Origin of the sequence: uncultured Azohydromonas sp., assembly GCF_937926365.1 — a bacterium.
In the GTDB taxonomy this organism is placed as follows: domain Bacteria; phylum Pseudomonadota; class Gammaproteobacteria; order Burkholderiales; family Burkholderiaceae_C; genus Azohydromonas.
In genome coordinates, this window is record NZ_CALAOH010000070.1 from 1 (window position 1) to 17,459 (window position 17,459).

Here is a 17,459-nt window from a genome sequence, read left to right on the forward strand (position 1 = left end):
CCGACGCGGTGAAGGTCATCACCGTGCGCACCACGGGCTTCGACGCCGCGCCGGCCGCCGGCGGCAGCGCCGCGGTTGAAAGCGTGGCCGCGGTGGGTGACAGCGGCAAGAGCGCCTTCGTTGGCCGCGAGCTGACCAAGTCGGATCGGCCCGAGCTGACGGCGGCCAAGATCATCGTCTCGGGCGGCCGTGCCCTGGGCTCCGCTGAAAAATTCACGGAAGTGCTCACGCCGCTGGCCGACAAGCTGGGCGCCGCGCTGGGTGCCTCGCGCGCCGCGGTGGATGCCGGTTACGCCCCCAACGACTGGCAGGTGGGCCAGACGGGCAAGATCGTGGCCCCGCAGCTCTACATCGCCTGCGGCATCAGCGGCGCGATCCAGCACCTGGCGGGCATGAAGGACTCCAAGGTGATCGTGGCGATCAACAAGGACCCGGAAGCGCCCATCTTCGGCGTGGCCGACTACGGCCTGGAGGCCGACGTCTTTACGGCAGCGCCCGAGTTGACGGGCGCACTTGGGATAGATCCTGTGCGTTAGCCAGCGTGGCGTGGGTACCGCACCACGTTCGGGTTGGAAACTTCACGCACGCAAGCGTGCCCCCGCGTCAATAGCCCTGTCATACCAGTTCTTGACGCCGACTCAAAGAATCCCGTCACACCCGCGGAGGCGGGTGTCCACGAACTCCGAGCGGCATCCCGGTCCGCGTGGATGCCCGCCTGCGCGGGCATGACGGAATGACTTCACTGGCCATCGCGAACTGGAATCAGAGCGATGTAGTTGATGTCGTTTCCAGCCCGGCATGCGTCCGTAGACCAGGCGCGGGTTGCAGGCCAGGCAGGGCTCGGGGCCGGTGCCAAGCCGCTCCATCACGCCGGGGCGAAATGCCTCGATCACCGCGTCCGACTTCTCGACAAGGCGCAGCACGGCCTCGTGCCCGGCATCAGACTTCAGGTCCAGCTCGATTGAGCGCATGCCGCGAACGACGACGGGATTGGAATTGGCCGTCTGTCCGCCAGCCCGTTGCACGCGCAACACATCAGCACCCATGTCGTGCCCGCGTCATGGCCGTGAAGGTTCCAGGTCCGAGGCCTGCGAACTCCAGGACGCTGACGCCCGCCAGTGGTCCCGCCATGTCAGTGCCCTTCCCTTCCTGCGCCTGCAGTCGGGACGGCCATGCCGGCGCTTGCCGGTGGGCGGTACATAGGGGTCTTTGTTGACACGCGTCCGTGGATCGTGGCTTCGTTGAAGGCCTCGATCAAGAAATCAACAAATTCCCTGACCCTGCGGGGACCTCCCCGACCTGGCCGCCGCGCGAACCTGGCGACCGCACCGGTGGATTGCCCATCCCGCGCCGCAGCCGAGAAGCTGCCGGCTTCGACCACCTTGATAAAGGTCCTGATGCGGGTGAAATCGTCCATGGCCTACAGCGTGCGGCGCGGTCCCGAAGGGGTCCGCCGGAGGGTGTGAGCCGGAACAGGTCTGTGCGACCCCTTGTGCCCGTTCCCGTCGGAACCCGACAGTGGCTTCAGCGTGCAATCTATTGGTACGCTATTATTTCGCATGCGAACCAATGACTTGATGCTGCGCCACCTGGTGCTGGGCATGCTGCGGCTGTCCCGGGCTTACCGTGCGGCGGCGGACGAGGCGGCTTCCACCTTCGGGCTGTCGCATGCAACGGCATGGCCGATGGTGGTGATCGGCCGCATGCCGGACGGCGCACGGCCCGGAGCGGTAGCCGAGGCGGTGGAGATCGAACCGTCCTCGCTGGTGCGCGTGATCGACCAACTCGTGGAGGCCGGGCTCGTCGCGCGCGAGGAGGACCCGCAGGACCGCCGTGCCCGCATCCTGCGCCTGACACCCGCAGGACGCGAATGCGCCCAAGGGCTGGAGGAAGCGATGGTGCTGCTGCGCCGACGCTTGTTCAAAACCGCATCCAAGGCCGACATCGAAGCCACGCTGCGTGTCTTTGCTGCACTGGATGCCGCGCTGGCTGACCCTGCGCGGCAGGACAACCCGGTCTGAGCCTTCCATGCCTTCACCGGAACCAGGTCCCACTTCCTCGCCCGCGGGCAGTGCCGAGGCGCTGTCCCTTGTCCGATGAACCCTTCCCGAAATACATCCCCACCGCTGTGGCTGCTGGTGCTCGTGACCTTCGGCGGCACGCTGGCGATGCACATGTTCGTGCCGGCGCTGCCGCTGGTGGCGCGCGAGCTGCACGCCACGCCGGCGGCGGCGCAGTCCACCATCAGCCTCTACATCCTGGGGCTGGCTTTCGGGCAGCTGCTCTACGGCCCGCTGTCGGACCGCTTCGGCCGCCGCCCCACGCTGCTGGCCGGGCTGGCGCTCTACACCGCGGCCGGGCTGGTGTGCCTGTGGGCGCCCACGGTGGAGCTGCTGCTCGGCGCACGGCTGCTGCAGGCGGTGGGCGGCTGCGCCGGGCTGCTGCTGGCACGCGCCATCGTGCGCGACACCTCCGGCACCACCGAGACGCTGCAGCGGCTGGCGACCCTCGGGCTCATCACGCTGGTCGGCCCGGGCATCGCGCCGCTGCTGGGCTCGGCGGTGGTGAGCACGCTGGGCTGGCGCTGGGTGTGCGCGTGCTTCGTGCTGCTGGGCGCGCTGGCGCTGGGGGCCGTGTGGCTGCGCCTGCCCGAGACCCGGCCGGCGCTGCCGACGGCTGCGCAGCGGTCCTCGCTGCTCGAGGATGCCCGCACGCTGCTGCGTTCACGCGTGTTCGTGGCCTGCAACCTCGGCGGCGGCTGCTCGACCACCGCCTTCTACGCCTTCGTGGCGGCGGCGCCCTTCATCTTCGGCGAGCGTCTGCACCGCCCGCTCCACGAGGTGGGCTACTACCTGCTGGCGCCTGTCGTCGGCATGTCGATCGGCAACCTGCTGGCTTCGCGCCTGGCAGGCCGGGTGCCCCAGGCGCGGCTCGTGCGCCACGCCAGCGCGCTGAGCCTGGCCTGCGCAACCCTGCTGCTGCTGGCCATGCTGTGGATGGCACAGCCGCCGGCGTGGGGCGTGGCCGTGCTCATGGGGTTCTACGCCATGGGCGCCGGGCTGTGCAGCCCGGCCGTGTCCACCAGGGCCATCAGCGTCGATCCGCGGCTCACCGGCTCCGCCGCGGGCCTCTACGGCTTCACGCAGATGGCCGTCGGCGCGCTGTGCAGCGCGCTGGCGGGCCTGGGCAGCGACCCTGGCGTTTCCGCCGCGCTGGTGCTGGTCGGTGCCGGCGTCGTGGCGCAGGCGGCATTCCGCTGGGGCATGCACATCGAACGCTGACCCGAGCCCGGCGACATTCCGGAACCGGCGCCACGGACGTGGGTGGCCTACACGCATGACGAGGCCGTCACCACGCTCACCAGCGTGAAGGCGGTAGCCACGAATCCCACCCAGGCCGAGCTGCGCGCCAGCCGGGCCAGCAGGCGCTGATGCGGCTGGGCCCCGGCCTCGGCCCGGCGCGTGCGCAGTGCCAGCAGGCCCAGCAGCAGCAGGCAGACGGTCCAGGTACCCAACAGCACGGCGCGGTGCTGATCGGTGTGCCCGACGGGGATCAGATGCCACCCGCGCGCGCAGCCCAGGCCGTGCAGCGCGTAGACCAGCGTGAACGAGGCGGCCCAGCCGAACAGCCCGGCCAGCGCACGCAGCAGCTCGCGCATTTCCCTCATGGCCCGGCTCCGTACAGCGCCGGCGCATGCAGCAGCGCCAGCGTCAGCGCACCGACGCCGCTGCCATAGCAGATCCAGTGCGCGGCCACCCGCAGCTCCAGGGCGCGTGCGGCGTCGAGCTGCCCGGTGGCCAGCCTCGCGGCGGCATAGGCCAGCATGGCCAGTGCGATCACGGCATGGACCAGCGCGTAGCACAGCAGCATCGCGCTGACTGCCGCCCAGGCGTGCGCCTGCGCAGGCGGCTGGCGCAGCAGCAGCCCCGCCCCCAGCACTGCGCCACCCGCCAGCAACCCGCCGGCCGAGCCCAGCAGCCACCACGCCGCGCGGTGCCGAGCGGCGCGGCAGTTCGCCGCGGCGGCCCGTGCGACGGCGATGGCGGCCAGTGCGAAGGACGCTGCACCCGCCACCAGGTCCGACACCCGCGCGTCGAAAGCCGCCGGCGGTGCGGCGCCGGGTGTGACCACGCGCAGGTAGGCCAGGCCGAACAGCAGCGATCCGAACAGCGCCGCGTCGGCCACCAGCGTGAAGATGCTGCCCCACCAGCCCGGTGCCTCGGCCGCCTCGCGGTGCGGCGCCACGCGCACGCCGCCGCCGATGTCCACGGCACCGCTGCCGCTGTCCCGCCCCAGCACCCAGGCCCAGCGCCAGGCCAGCGCCAGCAGCACGGCCGCGCACAGCGGCGTGGCCCAATACAGCTTGAACAGCAGCGACAGGAAGAACAGGCCCGTCACGGCCGCCGTGACGATAGGCAACGCCGTGTTGCCCGGCAGCACCACGAGCTGCTCGACGCGCCCGCTGTTCATCTCCACGCCCAGCGTCTCGCGCAGGTTGCCGCGCACACGGCCCAGGTAGCCGCGGCCTTGCGCCAGCGTCAGCGGCAGCGCGTCGTCGTGCGCCAGCGGCTCGCGCTGCTCCACGTGCGGCAGGCTGGCGAAGTTGTAGCTGGGTGCCGGCGTGGGCATGGCCCACTCCAGCGTGGTGGCATCCCAGGGGTTGCGGCGGGCGCGCCGGCCCAGCGCCAGCGACAGCGCCACGTCGATGGCGAACAGCGCGAAGCCGAAGGCCATCACGAAGCTGCCCACCGAGGACAGCAGGTTCAATCCCGTCCAGCCCGCGTCGTCCGGGTACGTCTGCACTCGGCGCGGCATGCCCAGCAGCCCGGTGAGGTGCATGAGCAGGAAGGTCGCGTTGAAGCCGATGAAGATCAGCCAGAACGCCGCCTTGCCCAGCCCGTAGGCGTTGCGGTTGCCGGTGAAGTGCGGCAGCCAGTAGTAGGCGCCGGCCAGCAGCGGGAACACGAAGCCGCCCACCAGCACGTAGTGCAGGTGCGCGGTGACGAAGTGGCTGTCGTGCGCCTGCCAGTCGAAGGGCACCGACGCCAGCATCACGCCGGTGAGCCCGCCCATGACGAACACCACGAAGAAGCCCACCAGGTAGAGCATGGGCAGCTGCATGCGCGGGCGGCCCGCCCACAGCGTGCCCAGCCAGGCGAAGACCTGCACCGCCGTGGGCACCGCCACCAGCAGCGAGGCGGCGGAGAAGAAGCCCAGCGCCATGTGCGGGATGCCGACGGTGAACATGTGGTGCACCCACAGCCCGAAGCTCAGGAAGGCCAGCGTCAGCACCGCGGCCACGACCCAGGCATAGCCCATGAGCGGCACGCGCGCCATGACGGGCAGCACGGTCGAGACGATGCCTGCGGCGGGCAGGAAGATGATGTAGACCTCCGGGTGCCCGAACAGCCAGAACAGGTGCTGCCACAACAGCGGGTCGCCGCCGCGCGTGGGATCGAAGAAGGGCCAGCCGAAGGCGCGCTCGACCTCCAGCAGCACCGAGCCCAGGATCAGCGGCGGAAAGCCCACCAGCATCATCAGCGCCGTGGCGAGCAGGTACCACGCCATCACCGGCAGCCGCGCCAGCGACATGCCCGGCGCGCGCACCTTGAGCACCGATACCGCGATCTCCACCGCCGCGCACACCGCCGACACCTCCACGAAGGTGACGCCCAGCAGCCACACGTCGGCGTTGATGCCCGGCGCGTAGGTGCGCGAGGTCAGCGGCGTGTACATGAACCAGCCGCCTGCCGGCGCCACCCCAGCCAGCAGCGACAGCACCAGCAGCGTGCCGCCGAAGAGGTAGCACCACCAGCCGTAGGCCGACAGCCGTGGGAACGCCATGTCGCGCGCGCCCAGGAGCTTGGGCAGCAGGTACATCGCGAATCCCTCGAACATCGGGATCGCGAACAGGAACATCATCAGCGTGCCGTGCATCGTGAACAGTTGCGCGTACACCGGCGCCGTCACGAAGGCGCTGCCGGGCGTGGCCAGCTGCGCACGGATGAGCATCGCCAGCAGGCCGCCTATGGCAAAGAACACGAAGGACGCGACGATGAAGCGGCGCCCGATGTCGGAGTGGTTGACCGACACCAGCCAGCCGCGCCACCCCGGCGGCGCGGACCAGATCGCATCGAGCGCGCGGTGCAGCTGCAGCGCCTTCATCGCGTGGCCTGCGCCAGGAATGCCGCCCAGCCTGCCGCGTCGTGCACCACCACGCGCACGCGCATGCCGGCGTGGCCATCGCCGCAGAACTCGGCGCACTGGCCGTGGTAGGTGCCGGGCGCGTCGGCCTCGATGCGCAGCGTGTTGACGCGCCCCGGGATGGCGTCGAGCTTGCCGGCCAGCCGCGGCACCCAGAAGCTGTGGATCACGTCGGCGCTGGTGAGGCGCAGGTCCACCGGCCGGCCGGCCGGGATGTCCAGCGTGCCCACGCGCTCGATGGTCGCGTTCGCACCCCGCTGGCTGAAGGTCCAGGCCCACTGCGCCGCACGGGCCTCCACGGTCACCACGTCCGCAGCCGGCCGGGGCAGCAGCCGCTCGCCGATCACCAGCGTGAAGCCCAGCAGCACACTCAGCACCAGCCCCGGCAGCACCAGTCCGCCGCCGACCAGCCAAGGCCATGGCCGCACGGGTGCTGCCGTGCCGGCGCGCACCCCAGCGGGGCGGCGGCGCAGGAAGGCCGCAGCCAGCAGGCCCATCGTCAGCGCGAACAGCGCGGCGGCGCCAATGAACATGGCCCACCACAGCTCGCCGATGGCCTGTGCCGCCGGCCCGGCCGGCGCCAACGCGGATTGCTCGCCCGTGCAGCCCGCGAGCAGGACGGCCAGCGCAGCCACCCGGGGCGGGAACGCGTGTTGCCGGTCAACGTGGTTCCCTGCCCATTCCGCCGACCCGCCATGTCCGATCCCGACACCGCCCACAAGCCCGACATGGCGCCCGAAGCCGGCGAGCTCGTCGATCCGATCAGTGCCAAGCCGCATTTCCATCGCACCGACTCGCGCATTGCGATCGCGGGCCACCCGATCCACGCCATGCTGGTGTCGTTTCCGATCGCGATGACGGTCTGCACGTTCGGAGCCGACGTGTTCTTCTGGTGGACGGGCGACGCGTTCTGGGCGCGCGCGGCGCTGTGGGGCAGCGGCATGGCCTTCTTGTTCGGCGTGGCCGCTGGGCTGTCGGGCACGGTGGAGCTGCTGTTCGTGCGCGGCATCCGCGTGCGCGCCGAGAGCTGGACGCACTTCGTCATCGCCGTGATGCTGCTGTCCATCCTGGGTGCCAACTGGGGCTGGCGGCTGCAAGGGGCGGTGCAGGCGGTGCTGCCGCACGGGCTGCTGCTGTCGCTGCTGGCGGTGGCTTTCACGGCCTTCACGGGCTGGCATGGCGGCAAGCTGGTGTTCCATTATCAGATCGGGGTTTCGTCCACCGGCAGCGAACGGTAGCGCGGCGACTGCAGCACCTCGGGCAGGGCATCGCCGGGCAGCGCCGGCTTGGCCAGCACCAGCAGCAGCGCCGCTGCCATGGCTGGCAGCGCGACGCCCAACACCAGCCAGGCCTTGGGCGGCACATGGCGTCCGGTGGTTTCGCCGATCTTGCTTACTGCCACGCCCAGCCAGGCATGCACGCAGACCAGCAGTCCCACGGCGGCCAGCTTGAGGAAGAACCACGGCTCGAACACGCCGCGCGCAAACGCCAGCGCCGTGCCTGCGGCGATGGCCACCACCGCCGCCGGGGTGACCAACCGGATGTAGCTGTAGTGCGTGAGCCGGCGCAGCCGCCCGTAATCGGCCTGCGAGTGCCACGGATGGTGCGCCTGCAGCATCAGCGCCAGTGCCAGCAACCCCGCGCACCACAGGACCAGCGCCGTGATGTGCAGGGCCTTGAGGCCGACGATCAGTTCCACGCGCCCGGCCCCTGCCGCGCGCGACGGGAGGTTGCGGCCGCGCACTGCTTCGCCCGTGGCAAGCCGCCGCTCACGTGCCCGCTGTCCATGCGATGTTTCCTTCGCCCAAAGCCTTGGGAGCGAGCCGCAGGGTGGCAAGCACCGTTCCCGCAACATCTCTTGGCAGACTGGGCACGGGCCACGATCACCCGGACGCTGACCGCCAAGGCCGCGTCGCCAAGCAGTACTACATGCCTGCGTGGTTGGGCCCGCCGCCGCCTTCGGGCGAGACCCAGACGATGTTCCGTGCCGAATCCTTGAGGTCGCAGGTCTTGCAGTGCGCGCAGTTCTGCGCATTGAATTTGCCTTGCGAATCTCACAGCCGGCCTGGGGCCGGCCATGCAAGGACCCAGCCATGGCCTCTTGCTGGCTGAGCTTGGGACGCTCCGCCTGCGGTGGCTGGGAGACTACTCGGCAAACAGGCTTTGCTCGGGTGGATCCAGGGGTAGCGCCCCCCGTCCTTCCTGGCTGGCGCGGTAGGTGAATATCCGGCCGCGCGCCATGTTGCCCAGCGGCCGATGGGCCGCGATGAAATGCGCCGGGGTGAAACTCAATGCGTCAGCGTCCATGCCGGCGAGCTCCCGCGTCAACTCCAGGTCGGCGACGGGCATGGACGGGCTCTGCGCTTCCTCCCATTCGATAAGCGCATCCTCTACAGGGGTCACCTCTGGCGAGACCTCGAGTTGCACGTTCAACGAAAACCGGACAGGACCGTCCTTGAGGCGCCGCAACAGGTCCTCGCGCAGGTGGTTGGCGCCCAGAAGCTCAGTGACCGCCCCGACCGCTATGCCTGAGGCTGGCGTGAGGTTGAACTTCATCGCCCTGTCCGGGCCCAGCAGATACGGGTGGCCGCTCCAGTACCGCTGTGTGGCCAGGCTGGCCACGGGGACGGAGGTCGCCTTCAACAGCAGCGTGGCGACTCTCGGATGCTCAAGCAAGAAGACCGGCAGTTTCGTGAGCGGATGCAAGTTGGCCTCCATGAACTCGACGAACTCCTGCTGGTCGCGTCCGAAGGGATTGGGGGAATTGGTCAGCAGCCAATCCACACAGCATTCCGTGACTGAACTGGTTTCGGATCCGCCTTCCTGTACGCCGAATATCTTCAGCGCGATGCCCCGGACATCCGGCTTCAGGTCATGCCGAATTTCCCCCACACCGTTCGAGAAGCGCGCCAGCACGTTGTAGCGCTGCTTGCCGCCGTCGCTGAACAAGCCCTGGCGTACCGATGCCGGTCGGTCAGGACGCAGCGTGAGCGTGCCCATCAAGCATCCGTGGGATTTGGTGTGGAAGACACGCCGGTTCACCGCAGGCGCATGGCGCCGGGCCAATTCCTGCTGCGCGGATTGCACCCGCACGATGTGCTGACGGAACTCGGCTTCCTCGGCGGCTTGGCTGCCGAACTTGTACTGCTCGTGCCTGTAGAGCGTGTTCGCAAGCATTGTGCGGGCTCCTCTCGCTGTCGTGGACAGCTCACGACGGTGTAAGTCCGCATCGCGGTCGGCGTCAACCAGCGTGGCCGCGCCGCGTGGCGCCCGCCGAGTGCAAGCGTGGCCGTTGTCAGAGTCTGTGCTCCGCGGTCTTGCCGGAATCGCTCCACCAAGTACAGCCAGCGGTCGACACCCAGGGACGCGCCTCTCATCCCCCTGCTCGCTTGTTCACCTGGAAGCGTCCCGCTCGCCAGGCCGATAATCCTCGACTGCAATCACACAACTTTCTCCGTTGAGGGAGAAACACTGCCATGCCGACCAGAAAGATTGCCGCCACAAAGAAAGCGGCCGCCAAGAATTCCGCTGCGAAAAAGGTTGCACCTGTCGCCAAGAAGGTTGCTCCAAAGACGGCCGCACAATCGGTCGCAACCGCCACCTTCCGCACGAAGATCGACTTGGCCAACGTCGCGGTCGGTGCCAAGACGGTTAAGCAACTCGCCCGCGCGGTGGGCAAGCTGGCGCAGACGCTCGCCAGGATGGACGAGAACGGCGCCGTAAAGCTGGAGCAGCCCGTGACGGCCAAGGGCGCGCACCTGGCCACGACCGATGCCAAGGCCGCCAAGCGCTTTGGCATGGAAGAAGGCCGTGCCCCGCGCGGTGCCAAGACCGCTGCACCGGCGGCCAGGAAGGCTGCTGGCACCGCGCAGGCGTCCGCAGCGCCTGCGCCCGCGAAGAAGGCGGCTGCCAAGAAGGCCGCTGCAAAGAAGACCCGCGCCCAGGCCACGCCGGTGGATGAGGCACCCGCAGCTGAAGCCGTCGACGTCACCGTGACGGCCAAGCGCGCAGCCCGAAATGCCGCAGCCAAGAAAGCACCCGCCAAGAAGGCAGCGAGCAAGAAGGCGTCGCGTAGGACGATCAGCGCCAACGGCTCGAACGAGCCCGCGCGTGCTGCCGACGGGGTGCCCGCCGCGGCTCCCGAGGCGCCGCCGTCCACCGACACGCCGGGCGCCGAGGCCACCACGTCCTGATACTGCAACGGCGAAGGAAGCGCCCTGCTCCCGGCCTTGCCGGCTTTCGGTATCCGGCGCAGGGTTCAAGCTGCAGGCGATGGCAAAGGCCGACTCCTTGACCGTGCATAAGGAGTTCGTGATCCACATGCCGGGGCTCTACCCGGTACCGGGCCTTACTCTCCCAAAGCGGAACTTGCCCAACGACACCAGCGAACTGAAGGCGCGGTAGCACCAGGGCCGCAGTGGCTGGCCGCGCAGGCGCCGACGCAACTGCTTCACGAGGCGCGAGGCCTGCTGGTGCGCCACCTGCGCGCGTGATTTGCAGCGTCGGGCCGACCACGAGCTGGTCGATGCGGTTGACTTCCAGACCCTCAACATGGCCGTGCTCAGGCCTGGGGCGCCCAGTACGTGCGCACGCTGCAGAACTCGCGCACGCCGGCAGCGGCCAGCTCGCGGCCGTAGCCAGACTTCTTGGTGCCGCTGAAAGGCACGCGTGCGTCCGACGCCGTGATGGCATTGATGAACGCCGCACCCGTGGTGATGCGCTTGGCCACCTTCACGCCGCGCTCGGTGGAGCTTGTCCAGATGCTCACCGACAGCCCGAAGCCTGTGACGACTGCGGGCAACATGCCGCAGCCCAACGCATTGGGCACCCTCCACGCGCCTCATGCCTGCAGCTTCACCAGACTCAGCACGGAGCCGACCATCGACTGGGCCAACTCCCGCTCGCCGACGAACACCTTGCCTGCACCGTCGCGCTCCAGCAGATCCGCCTCTTCCTCGCTATGGCTCCGGACGATGACGTTGACACCAGGGTTCAACGTGCGTGCTATGTCGACCATCGCCCGTACTTGAACCGTTTCCGAAGTGGCGATGACAAGGGCACGAGCGTCACGAATGTGCGCTTGTATGAGCACGCCTTCCTCGGTTGCATCGCCCCACACTGCCGGCATGCCCTTGCGGCGCAGATCCTCGACGAACTCCCTGTTCGATTCGACCACTACAAAGGGCACACCCTGCTTGGTCAGTTCGCCGGCAATCTGCTTGCCAACACGTCCCCAGCCGACCAGCACGACCTGGTTCTTCAGATACTTGACCTCGGTCGACATCGGCAGCTCGGACAGCGGATTCGACGAGGGATCAAGCCGGGCAGAAAGCTTCGGGAAACGCGCAAACCAGCGTTCGATAGGGCCAGCAAAGCTGAACATCAGCGGGTTGAGTGCGATGGAGATCAAGGCACCGGCCAGGATGAGGTCGTTGCCCTGTTTCGGAAGCAATCCCAAGGACATGCCCAGTCCCGCAAGAATGAACGAGAACTCGCCGACCTGCGCCAAGCTCGCGGACACGGTAACGGCGGTGCGGACCGGGTAGCGCAGCATCAATACGACGGCAATGGCCGCCAGGGACTTGCCGATGACGATGACACCGATCGTCGCCAGAAGATGCAGGGGCTCCCTGAGAACGATGTTCGGGTCGAAAAGCATCCCTACCGAGACAAAGAACAGCACGGAAAAGGCATCCTGCAGCGGCAGTGTCTGCTCGGCTGCGCGTTCGCTGAACTTTGATTCGCGAAGGACCATGCCCGCGAAGAATGCGCCAAGCGCGAACGACACCCCGAATACCTGCGACGACCCGTACGCAATGCTGACTGCAGCGGCGATGACGCAAAGCGTGAAGAGCTCCCGCGACCCCGTCTTGGCGACTTGCCAAAGCACCCATGGGAAGAAACGCCTTCCAACGATGAGCATGAACGCCACGAAGCCACCGACCTGGGCCAGCGTGATCGCAACCGTCATGGCCGTGCTGCGGTCGGTCGCGCCACCCTGTCCACCCAACGATGGCGCAAGCGCGGGCAGCAGCACCAGGACCAGCACCATGGCGAGATCCTCGACAACGAGCCAGCCGACGGCGATGCGCCCGTTCGCGGAGTCCAGTACACCTCGGCTTTCGAGCGCCCTGAGCAACACGACCGTGCTCGCGACGGAGAGCGAGATGCCGAACACCAGTGCAGCGCCGATTGGCCATCCCCAAAGGCTCGCCACGCCGGCACCCAAGGCGGTAGCCACGATCATCTGAACGATGGCGCCAGGAAGCGCAATCTTGCGCACGGCGAGCAGGTCGTCGATGGAAAAGTGCAACCCGACACCGAACATCAGCAGCATCACGCCAACCTCGGCAAGTTGTCCGGCGACATGCGAGTCCGCTATGAAGCCGGGCGTGAACGGGCCGATGGCAATGCCAGCGAGAAGGTAGCCCACCAGCGCGGGAAGCCTCAGACGCGCGGCAACGAAGCCCAGGATGAGGGCCAGTCCGAAGCCGGCAGCAAGCGTGGTGATGAGGGAGATGTCGTGGTGCAACTTCGTGCTTTCTTTCTCTGCCTGGGTTATCGCTTCGCCACAGGCGGGTGGTCAGGGGGCTTCTTCCAGATGGGACTTCTTGTACTCATCGACCGCGGACTGCCGAATCCGGCGATGTCCGCCTTCGGAGCGGCTGACCTCGCCGAGCTTGCCCTGGTCACACAACATCGAGACGTAGGGCCGGCTCATGCCCAGCTGGGCCGCGGCCTCGGCCGTCGTCAGCAAGGCCTCGCCGTCATCGCCGTGCAGGCGCTCCCTGTTTGAGCCTGTCGTGGCTTCGATCGCAGCCAGGGCGGTGATGAGTTGCATCCTGAGCCGTGTTCCAGCTGCAGACTCGTCCGTCAGAGCCGTCGTGAGACCGAACGCAGCGACCTCGGCCAGCTTGCCGCACAGCGCCTGGGTCAGCAGTTGCGGCGGCTCGCGCACGTCTCGAAGGCTGAGCTCCTTGCCGCCCAGGCGCATGACAGCCGCCCGGCCAGCTCGGGCGTCGACTTCGATGTGCTGGGCGAACGCGCGCTCGAGCCAGCCAAGCAACTCGTTGAGTGAGGGCACATGGTGACGGTTCGACATGCCCGCATTTTATTCGAATACTTTAAGCCAGAAGCGAAAAAAACGAAAGTCACTGCCATGGCAAGGCAGGGGTGTTCGACGTCCACCCTGCCCTCTCCGCCAACGCTCGCCGCTCCTTCGTCCCCTGAGCATCCGCATGCGCCAGAAAGGCATGCTGATGGCGCCAACCGCGTCGGCGTTTTCACCGTAGGTGCAGACCAGACGGGTGAAGTAGGCCTGCCCCGTACGGTTGCCCTTGCTGACGTGGCCACATCGAGCTGCACGTTGACTTCGCGTCTTTGCGGACAGGGTTTACGCCATTGTTTGCGCTTACAACTATCGGCATCCCGATTTCAAGCGTCGCTGCCGGATGCGCCCCGCATCTCTGTCTTGCCCTGGCCGGTGTTGACGTTCCCCGGCCCTATTGCTTCGTCTTTGGACCCCTGTGATCTCACCGAGGCGGGCCCCAACGCCGTGGTGGGGCGGCACCTTGACGCCGCCTGGGCCAGAAAAAGAGGGCGGGGCGGACCTTCAGCGGGGCCTCGCCTGCGCTGCCGGGTTGCCCAAGTCCGCCTTCTCCAGAGCGGAAAAGACATGCAGTGTGGACTCGATGTCGTCCTTGGCTGTTGCCTTGAACAACCGCCGGCGCAGAACAAGCATGGCCTCCTCCAGCCTGTGAGCGCACTCGTGGCCCATGGGCGTCAGGCGCAGGATGCGCGCGCGACGATCCTGAGGATCTTCCTCGCGCAGTACAAGGCGCCCACGAGCTGGTCGATCACACGCACCAGCGATGACGGCCCGATCTCCAGTGCCTCGACCACTACGCCGGGGCGCACGCCGTCTTGCAAAATTACTGGATTCCGGGCTAACGCCTCGTTCAGCGGCAACGATTTGACCCGGACCGTACAGGATCGCCGATCACTTCGCGCATTGCTAAAACCCGCGCGAGAAAAGCCTCATGCTGGAGCGTAGCGCCAAGATTGCGCCCTTACTTCAGCTTGTCGTCGAGATAGGCCTTGAGCACCACCGCATCGTTGTGCATCCGGTCCTTGGCGCCATAGACGAGCGTGACGGTGCGCTGATGAACCTGCTCGACGATCCTGGCCACCGGCTCGGAGTTGTGGTCCAGTTCCTTGCGGTATCGGGCCTGGAAGTCGGCCCACTTGGCTGGATCGTGCCCAAACCACTTGCGCAACTCCGTACTGGGAGCCACGTCCTTGAGCCAGAGGTCGATGTGGGCTTCGTTTTTCGTGACACCCCTTGGCCATAGCCGGTCCACGAGGATACGGAAACCGTCCCGGGGCTCGGGAGGGTCATAGGCGCGTTTCAGATGGATGGGCATGAGCGGGTGCGTGCGGAAGTGGAGGGAGCGGCAATTTCACGAATCACCGGGCAATCCCCTGAGCGGCCTGCCTTGTCATCAAGGCGCAGTTGCTGGTTGGACAACCCATGACTTCAACAGCGCCCGGCCGGACCGTTCCATGCCGATGCAGACGCCCACGGCGCCGGCATGGGAAAGGAAACGTACTGGCGTCCCGCGACGTCCATCGCTCAAGGACATGTCCTTGCCACCGTATAGGCACCAAGGGCGTACCGCGGTGCGCTACCCGACGCAGCTAGGGATGGTCCGACATGAAGGAGCACGACACACGGTCGATATGGCAACCGTGCGTGCAAGGCAGTTTGACCTGGCCACGCCCCGGCCATGAAACCTCCTCAGGAGTCCGCCATGCCGATCCTCAACGTTTCCGCTCTCCAGGCAGCAAGACTTGCTGCGATGGCCCTGGCCCTGACCGCCTGCGGCGGGTCGGACAACGACACTCAGGACAACCACCTGCTGCTGGAACAGGGCCAGCAGATCTTTCGCTACGACACGTTCGGCGATGAAGCGAAGTGGTCCGATACGCTGAGGATGCACGAAGTGATCGAGACGGCTGTAGACCCGACCACTGCGCTCGCGGTTGGGCTGAAGGTGGATGCTGAGGCCCTGCCCCCGGCCGTTGTGGAAGGCATCCGCAACGGCACGGTGGATTTGCGGAGTCCGGCGACAACGGTTGCATTGCTCAAACTTGATGCGGTGGTTGGCCTCAAGGGCAGGATCGAAACAGTCAACGGCGTCGACCGGCTCACCCGCCTGGGCGTGACTTGCGCGTTGTGCCATTCGACCGTGGACAACTCCTTCGCGCCCGGTATAGGCAAGCGGCTTGACGGCTGGGCCAATCGGGACCTGAACCCCGGTGCGATCATCGCGTTGTCACCCGCCCTCGACGCAGCGACGAAGGCGGTCTTCAATTCCTGGGGCAAGGGCAGGTACGACCCGCGGTTCAACATCGACGGCTTCAGCAAGCCCGTGGTGATCCCACCGGCGTATGGGCTGGCCGGGATTCACCGCATCACGTTCACCGGCGACGGCGAGGACGTCGCGTACTGGAACCGGTATGTCGGTGTGACGCAGATGGGCGGTCAGGGATCGTTTAGCGACCCGCGCCTGCCGTTGAACATCACGAACGGTACGCAGGATCTCATCAGCAGCAAGCTCGCCGCACTGCAGGCGTACCAGCTGTCGTTGCAGGCACCACCCGCGCCGGCAGGCAGCTTCGACGTCGCTGCGGCAGGACGCGGCAAGCTTGTCTTTGACGGTGCGGGACGCTGTGTCACGTGCCACGCGGGGCCGGCCTTCACCGATGCCAACTCGCTGCTGCACCCGCCGGCCGACTCGATGGCCGAACCGGAAGCACCAAGCTATGCGGCGCGCTCGGCCACCGGGCAGTACCGAACCTCGCCCCTGCGCGGCGTCTGGCAGCATGCGCCCTACTTCCACGACGGCTCGGCCGCCACGCTGAGCGACGTCGCTAACAGGTACAACACCAGGCTGGGCCTGGGCTTGAGCGCACAGGACGTCGCAGACCTGGCCGAGTACCTGAAATCCCTGTGAGGCAAGCCTCCACCAGCATCGAGTGCAGCTACCCATGCACCCAGGAAGATCCGGCTGGTGCGCGCGAGGAGCACGCTGTCATCCATCAGGTCCCGTGGCAGCAGGCAGTGGGTTCACGGCATCAGTCCCTTTGACTGGATAGGCATCATGTCATGACATTTTCCGGGGAGGAGTACCGATCGTTCTTTCCAAGGCCCAGAGCGGGTGGCCACGGCGCTGGACGCTCGACGCTGCCGTTGGTACCTGCCGTTGTCGATGCGGTGGCATCGACGCCGGTGCTGGCGGCCGGCGGCATTGCCGATGGACGCGGCCTGGCGGCAGCGTTGATGCTCGGCGCGCAGGGTGCATTGATGGGCACACGGTTCTACGCCAGCGAAGAGGCCCTGGGCCACCCGGAAGCCAACACGTCCAACAACGAACGCAGCTCCGTACGGTGCAGCCCGGCAAGCCGCGCAATGCACTGATCGCCCTTCCTGATGAGGTGGACTTCAACCTCGCGCCGATCAACCGTCCCACTCACTCGTCGTACCAGTTTCGCGCTCTCACACCGAGTGACCAGCGGAACAACGTCGTGGTGCCGCTCCTGCAGCCGCTCGGCCAGTTCGCCAACCGTGGCCCACTCCCGCCCCGGAAAGCCCTTCAACTGCAGCAGAAGTGGTAGTGCAGAGGTGTCAGCCCTTCGGCCTGCACGGCCTCCTCGCTGAAACGCATGAAGCGGCGCAGCTGGTATCAAAACTCGGACAGCAACTCGTAGTCGGCCTTGTCTTCTTTGTCATGGACGCACCCGTCACGGCCTGATAGGTATGACGTCCGTCGCATTCCGTCATCGTTTACGGGTAAGCCGTTGGCGCAGCGCGGCCTGTGTGGCAGGCGGATGGCTTGCACACCACCTTGCCTGCCGCAGGACATCAGGTCCGCCTCCTTGAACGCGACTTCCCGCTTGCCACGCACCGCTGGCAAAGCCACGACCAGCAGCATCAGCACTGCGGCCAGCAGCAGGCTCGCCGACAGCGGCCGCTGCGCGAAGGTGCCCCAGTCGCCGCGGCGACAGCAGCAGAGCTGCGGCGCAGGCTCTCCTCCATCATCGGACCCAGGATGAAACCCAGCAGCAGCGGTGCCGGCTCGCAGCGCAGTCGGTAGAACGCGTACCCCAGCACCGCGAACAGGGCCACCATGTTGTTGTCTGGCGCTGTTCGCGTTATGTGTTGATGAGCTGGTGGCCGAGGCCTGAGATGATGA

19 protein-coding genes and 4 pseudogenes are annotated in these 17,459 nt (G+C 67.2%); 7 read left to right on the top strand and 16 right to left on the bottom strand.

From position 1 onward, the window contains the following. The coding region (locus Q0741_RS07285; RefSeq protein WP_298232537.1) for an FAD-binding protein at nt 1-536 on the top strand (536 nt) is incomplete at its 5' end. 102 nt (nt 537-638) lie between these two features. On the opposite strand, the gene Q0741_RS07290 is transcribed toward Q0741_RS07285, so the two are convergent. Continuing rightward, nucleotides 639-1,046 carry a CoA transferase gene (locus Q0741_RS07290; protein WP_298232538.1) on the bottom strand — a complete coding sequence of 136 codons (408 nt, stop codon included), beginning with the start codon at nt 1,044-1,046 and terminating at the stop codon, nt 639-641. 86 nt (nt 1,047-1,132) lie between these two features. Continuing rightward, nucleotides 1,133-1,417, bottom strand: a complete 285-nt coding sequence (locus Q0741_RS07295) for a LysR family transcriptional regulator (RefSeq protein WP_298232539.1) — start codon at nt 1,415-1,417, stop codon at nt 1,133-1,135. A 142-nt stretch (nt 1,418-1,559) separates the two neighbouring features. Here Q0741_RS07295 and Q0741_RS07300 point away from each other — a divergent pair, with 142 nt between their 5' ends. Both Q0741_RS07300 and Q0741_RS07305 read left to right on the top strand, forming a co-directional pair. Further along, nucleotides 1,560-2,021 carry a MarR family transcriptional regulator gene (locus tag Q0741_RS07300; RefSeq protein ID WP_298232540.1) on the top strand — a complete coding sequence of 154 codons (462 nt, stop codon included), beginning with the start codon at nt 1,560-1,562 and terminating at the stop codon, nt 2,019-2,021. Nucleotides 2,022-2,096: 75 nt separating this feature from the next. Further along, nucleotides 2,097-3,281, top strand: a complete 1,185-nt coding sequence (locus tag Q0741_RS07305; protein WP_298232541.1) for a multidrug effflux MFS transporter — start codon at nt 2,097-2,099, stop codon at nt 3,279-3,281. Nucleotides 3,282-3,328: 47 nt separating this feature from the next. Here Q0741_RS07305 and Q0741_RS07310 read toward each other — a convergent pair whose 3' ends face one another. Genes Q0741_RS07310 through coxB form a run of 3 tightly spaced genes read right to left on the bottom strand, consistent with a single transcriptional unit; the run spans nt 3,329 to nt 6,839 of the window. After that, nucleotides 3,329-3,667 (bottom strand): hypothetical protein, encoded by a 339-nt coding sequence (locus Q0741_RS07310; RefSeq protein ID WP_298232542.1) that lies wholly within the window; start codon nt 3,665-3,667, stop codon nt 3,329-3,331. Next, nucleotides 3,664-6,165, bottom strand: coding sequence for a cytochrome c oxidase subunit I (gene ctaD, locus Q0741_RS07315; protein WP_298232543.1), 2,502 nt, complete (start codon nt 6,163-6,165; stop codon nt 3,664-3,666). The genes Q0741_RS07310 and ctaD overlap by 4 nt, the downstream gene beginning before the upstream one ends. Next, the gene (gene coxB, locus Q0741_RS07320; RefSeq protein ID WP_298232544.1) at nt 6,162-6,839 is read right to left on the bottom strand and encodes a cytochrome c oxidase subunit II; all 678 of its coding nucleotides are present in this window, start codon (nt 6,837-6,839) and stop codon (nt 6,162-6,164) included. Before coxB ends, ctaD begins: the two co-directional genes overlap by 4 nt. Nucleotides 6,840-6,899: 60 nt before the next feature. Here coxB and Q0741_RS07325 point away from each other — a divergent pair, with 60 nt between their 5' ends. After that, a complete protein-coding gene (locus Q0741_RS07325) occupies nt 6,900-7,442 on the top strand; it encodes a DUF2231 domain-containing protein (RefSeq protein ID WP_298232545.1) in 543 nt (180 codons plus the stop codon). Here Q0741_RS07325 and Q0741_RS07330 read toward each other — a convergent pair. From Q0741_RS07330 to Q0741_RS07340, 3 genes and pseudogenes are all read right to left on the bottom strand, one after another. Next, the gene (locus tag Q0741_RS07330) at nt 7,406-7,903 is read right to left on the bottom strand and encodes a CopD family protein (protein WP_298232546.1); all 498 of its coding nucleotides are present in this window, start codon (nt 7,901-7,903) and stop codon (nt 7,406-7,408) included. The genes Q0741_RS07325 and Q0741_RS07330 overlap by 37 nt on opposite strands. A 226-nt stretch (nt 7,904-8,129) precedes the next feature. Further along, nucleotides 8,130-8,234, bottom strand: a pseudogene (locus Q0741_RS07335) (4Fe-4S dicluster domain-containing protein); the annotation flags it as partial. A gap of 115 nt (nt 8,235-8,349) precedes the next feature. Next, the gene (locus Q0741_RS07340) at nt 8,350-9,381 is read right to left on the bottom strand and encodes a catalase (RefSeq protein ID WP_298232547.1); all 1,032 of its coding nucleotides are present in this window, start codon (nt 9,379-9,381) and stop codon (nt 8,350-8,352) included. A 299-nt stretch (nt 9,382-9,680) separates the two neighbouring features. On the opposite strand from Q0741_RS07340, the gene Q0741_RS07345 reads away from it, so the two are divergent. After that, nucleotides 9,681-10,397: a hypothetical protein gene (locus Q0741_RS07345; RefSeq protein ID WP_298232548.1), complete on the top strand. Its 717-nt coding sequence runs from the start codon at nt 9,681-9,683 to the stop codon at nt 10,395-10,397. A 368-nt stretch (nt 10,398-10,765) separates the two neighbouring features. Here Q0741_RS07345 and Q0741_RS07355 read toward each other — a convergent pair whose 3' ends face one another. The 6 genes from Q0741_RS07355 to Q0741_RS07380 all read right to left on the bottom strand — a co-directional run bounded on the left by Q0741_RS07355 (nt 10,766) and on the right by Q0741_RS07380 (nt 14,627). Continuing rightward, a complete protein-coding gene (locus Q0741_RS07355) occupies nt 10,766-11,008 on the bottom strand; it encodes an aldehyde dehydrogenase family protein (protein WP_298232549.1) in 243 nt (80 codons plus the stop codon). A gap of 36 nt (nt 11,009-11,044) precedes the next feature. Continuing rightward, on the bottom strand, nt 11,045-12,736 hold the full coding sequence (gene ybaL / locus Q0741_RS07360) for a YbaL family putative K(+) efflux transporter (protein ID WP_298232550.1): 1,692 nt from the start codon (nt 12,734-12,736) through the stop codon (nt 11,045-11,047). Nucleotides 12,737-12,787: 51 nt separating this feature from the next. After that, on the bottom strand, nt 12,788-13,306 hold the full coding sequence (locus tag Q0741_RS07365) for an excisionase family DNA-binding protein (RefSeq protein ID WP_298232551.1): 519 nt from the start codon (nt 13,304-13,306) through the stop codon (nt 12,788-12,790). 510 nt (nt 13,307-13,816) lie between these two features. Beyond that, the gene (locus tag Q0741_RS07370) at nt 13,817-13,945 is read right to left on the bottom strand and encodes a hypothetical protein (RefSeq protein WP_298232552.1); all 129 of its coding nucleotides are present in this window, start codon (nt 13,943-13,945) and stop codon (nt 13,817-13,819) included. Between the two features lie 41 nt (nt 13,946-13,986). After that, on the bottom strand, nt 13,987-14,121 hold the full coding sequence (locus Q0741_RS07375) for a hypothetical protein (RefSeq protein WP_298232553.1): 135 nt from the start codon (nt 14,119-14,121) through the stop codon (nt 13,987-13,989). 152 nt (nt 14,122-14,273) lie between these two features. Then, entirely contained in the window at nt 14,274-14,627 is a 354-nt protein-coding gene (locus tag Q0741_RS07380; RefSeq protein ID WP_298232554.1) for a DUF488 domain-containing protein, read from the bottom strand. Between the two features lie 387 nt (nt 14,628-15,014). On the opposite strand from Q0741_RS07380, the gene Q0741_RS07385 reads away from it, so the two are divergent. Beyond that, on the top strand, nt 15,015-16,220 hold the full coding sequence (locus Q0741_RS07385; RefSeq protein WP_298232555.1) for a c-type cytochrome: 1,206 nt from the start codon (nt 15,015-15,017) through the stop codon (nt 16,218-16,220). Between the two features lie 203 nt (nt 16,221-16,423). Continuing rightward, nucleotides 16,424-16,603, top strand: a pseudogene (locus Q0741_RS07390) (nitronate monooxygenase); the annotation flags it as partial. Here Q0741_RS07390 and Q0741_RS07395 read toward each other — a convergent pair. Continuing rightward, nucleotides 16,585-16,931: pseudogene (locus Q0741_RS07395) on the bottom strand (MarR family winged helix-turn-helix transcriptional regulator). The pseudogenes Q0741_RS07390 and Q0741_RS07395 sit on opposite strands and share 19 nt — an antisense overlap. 207 nt (nt 16,932-17,138) lie before the next feature. After that, nucleotides 17,139-17,395, bottom strand: a pseudogene (locus Q0741_RS07400) (tripartite tricarboxylate transporter permease); the annotation flags it as partial. Between the last annotated feature and the right edge of the window lie 64 nt (nt 17,396-17,459).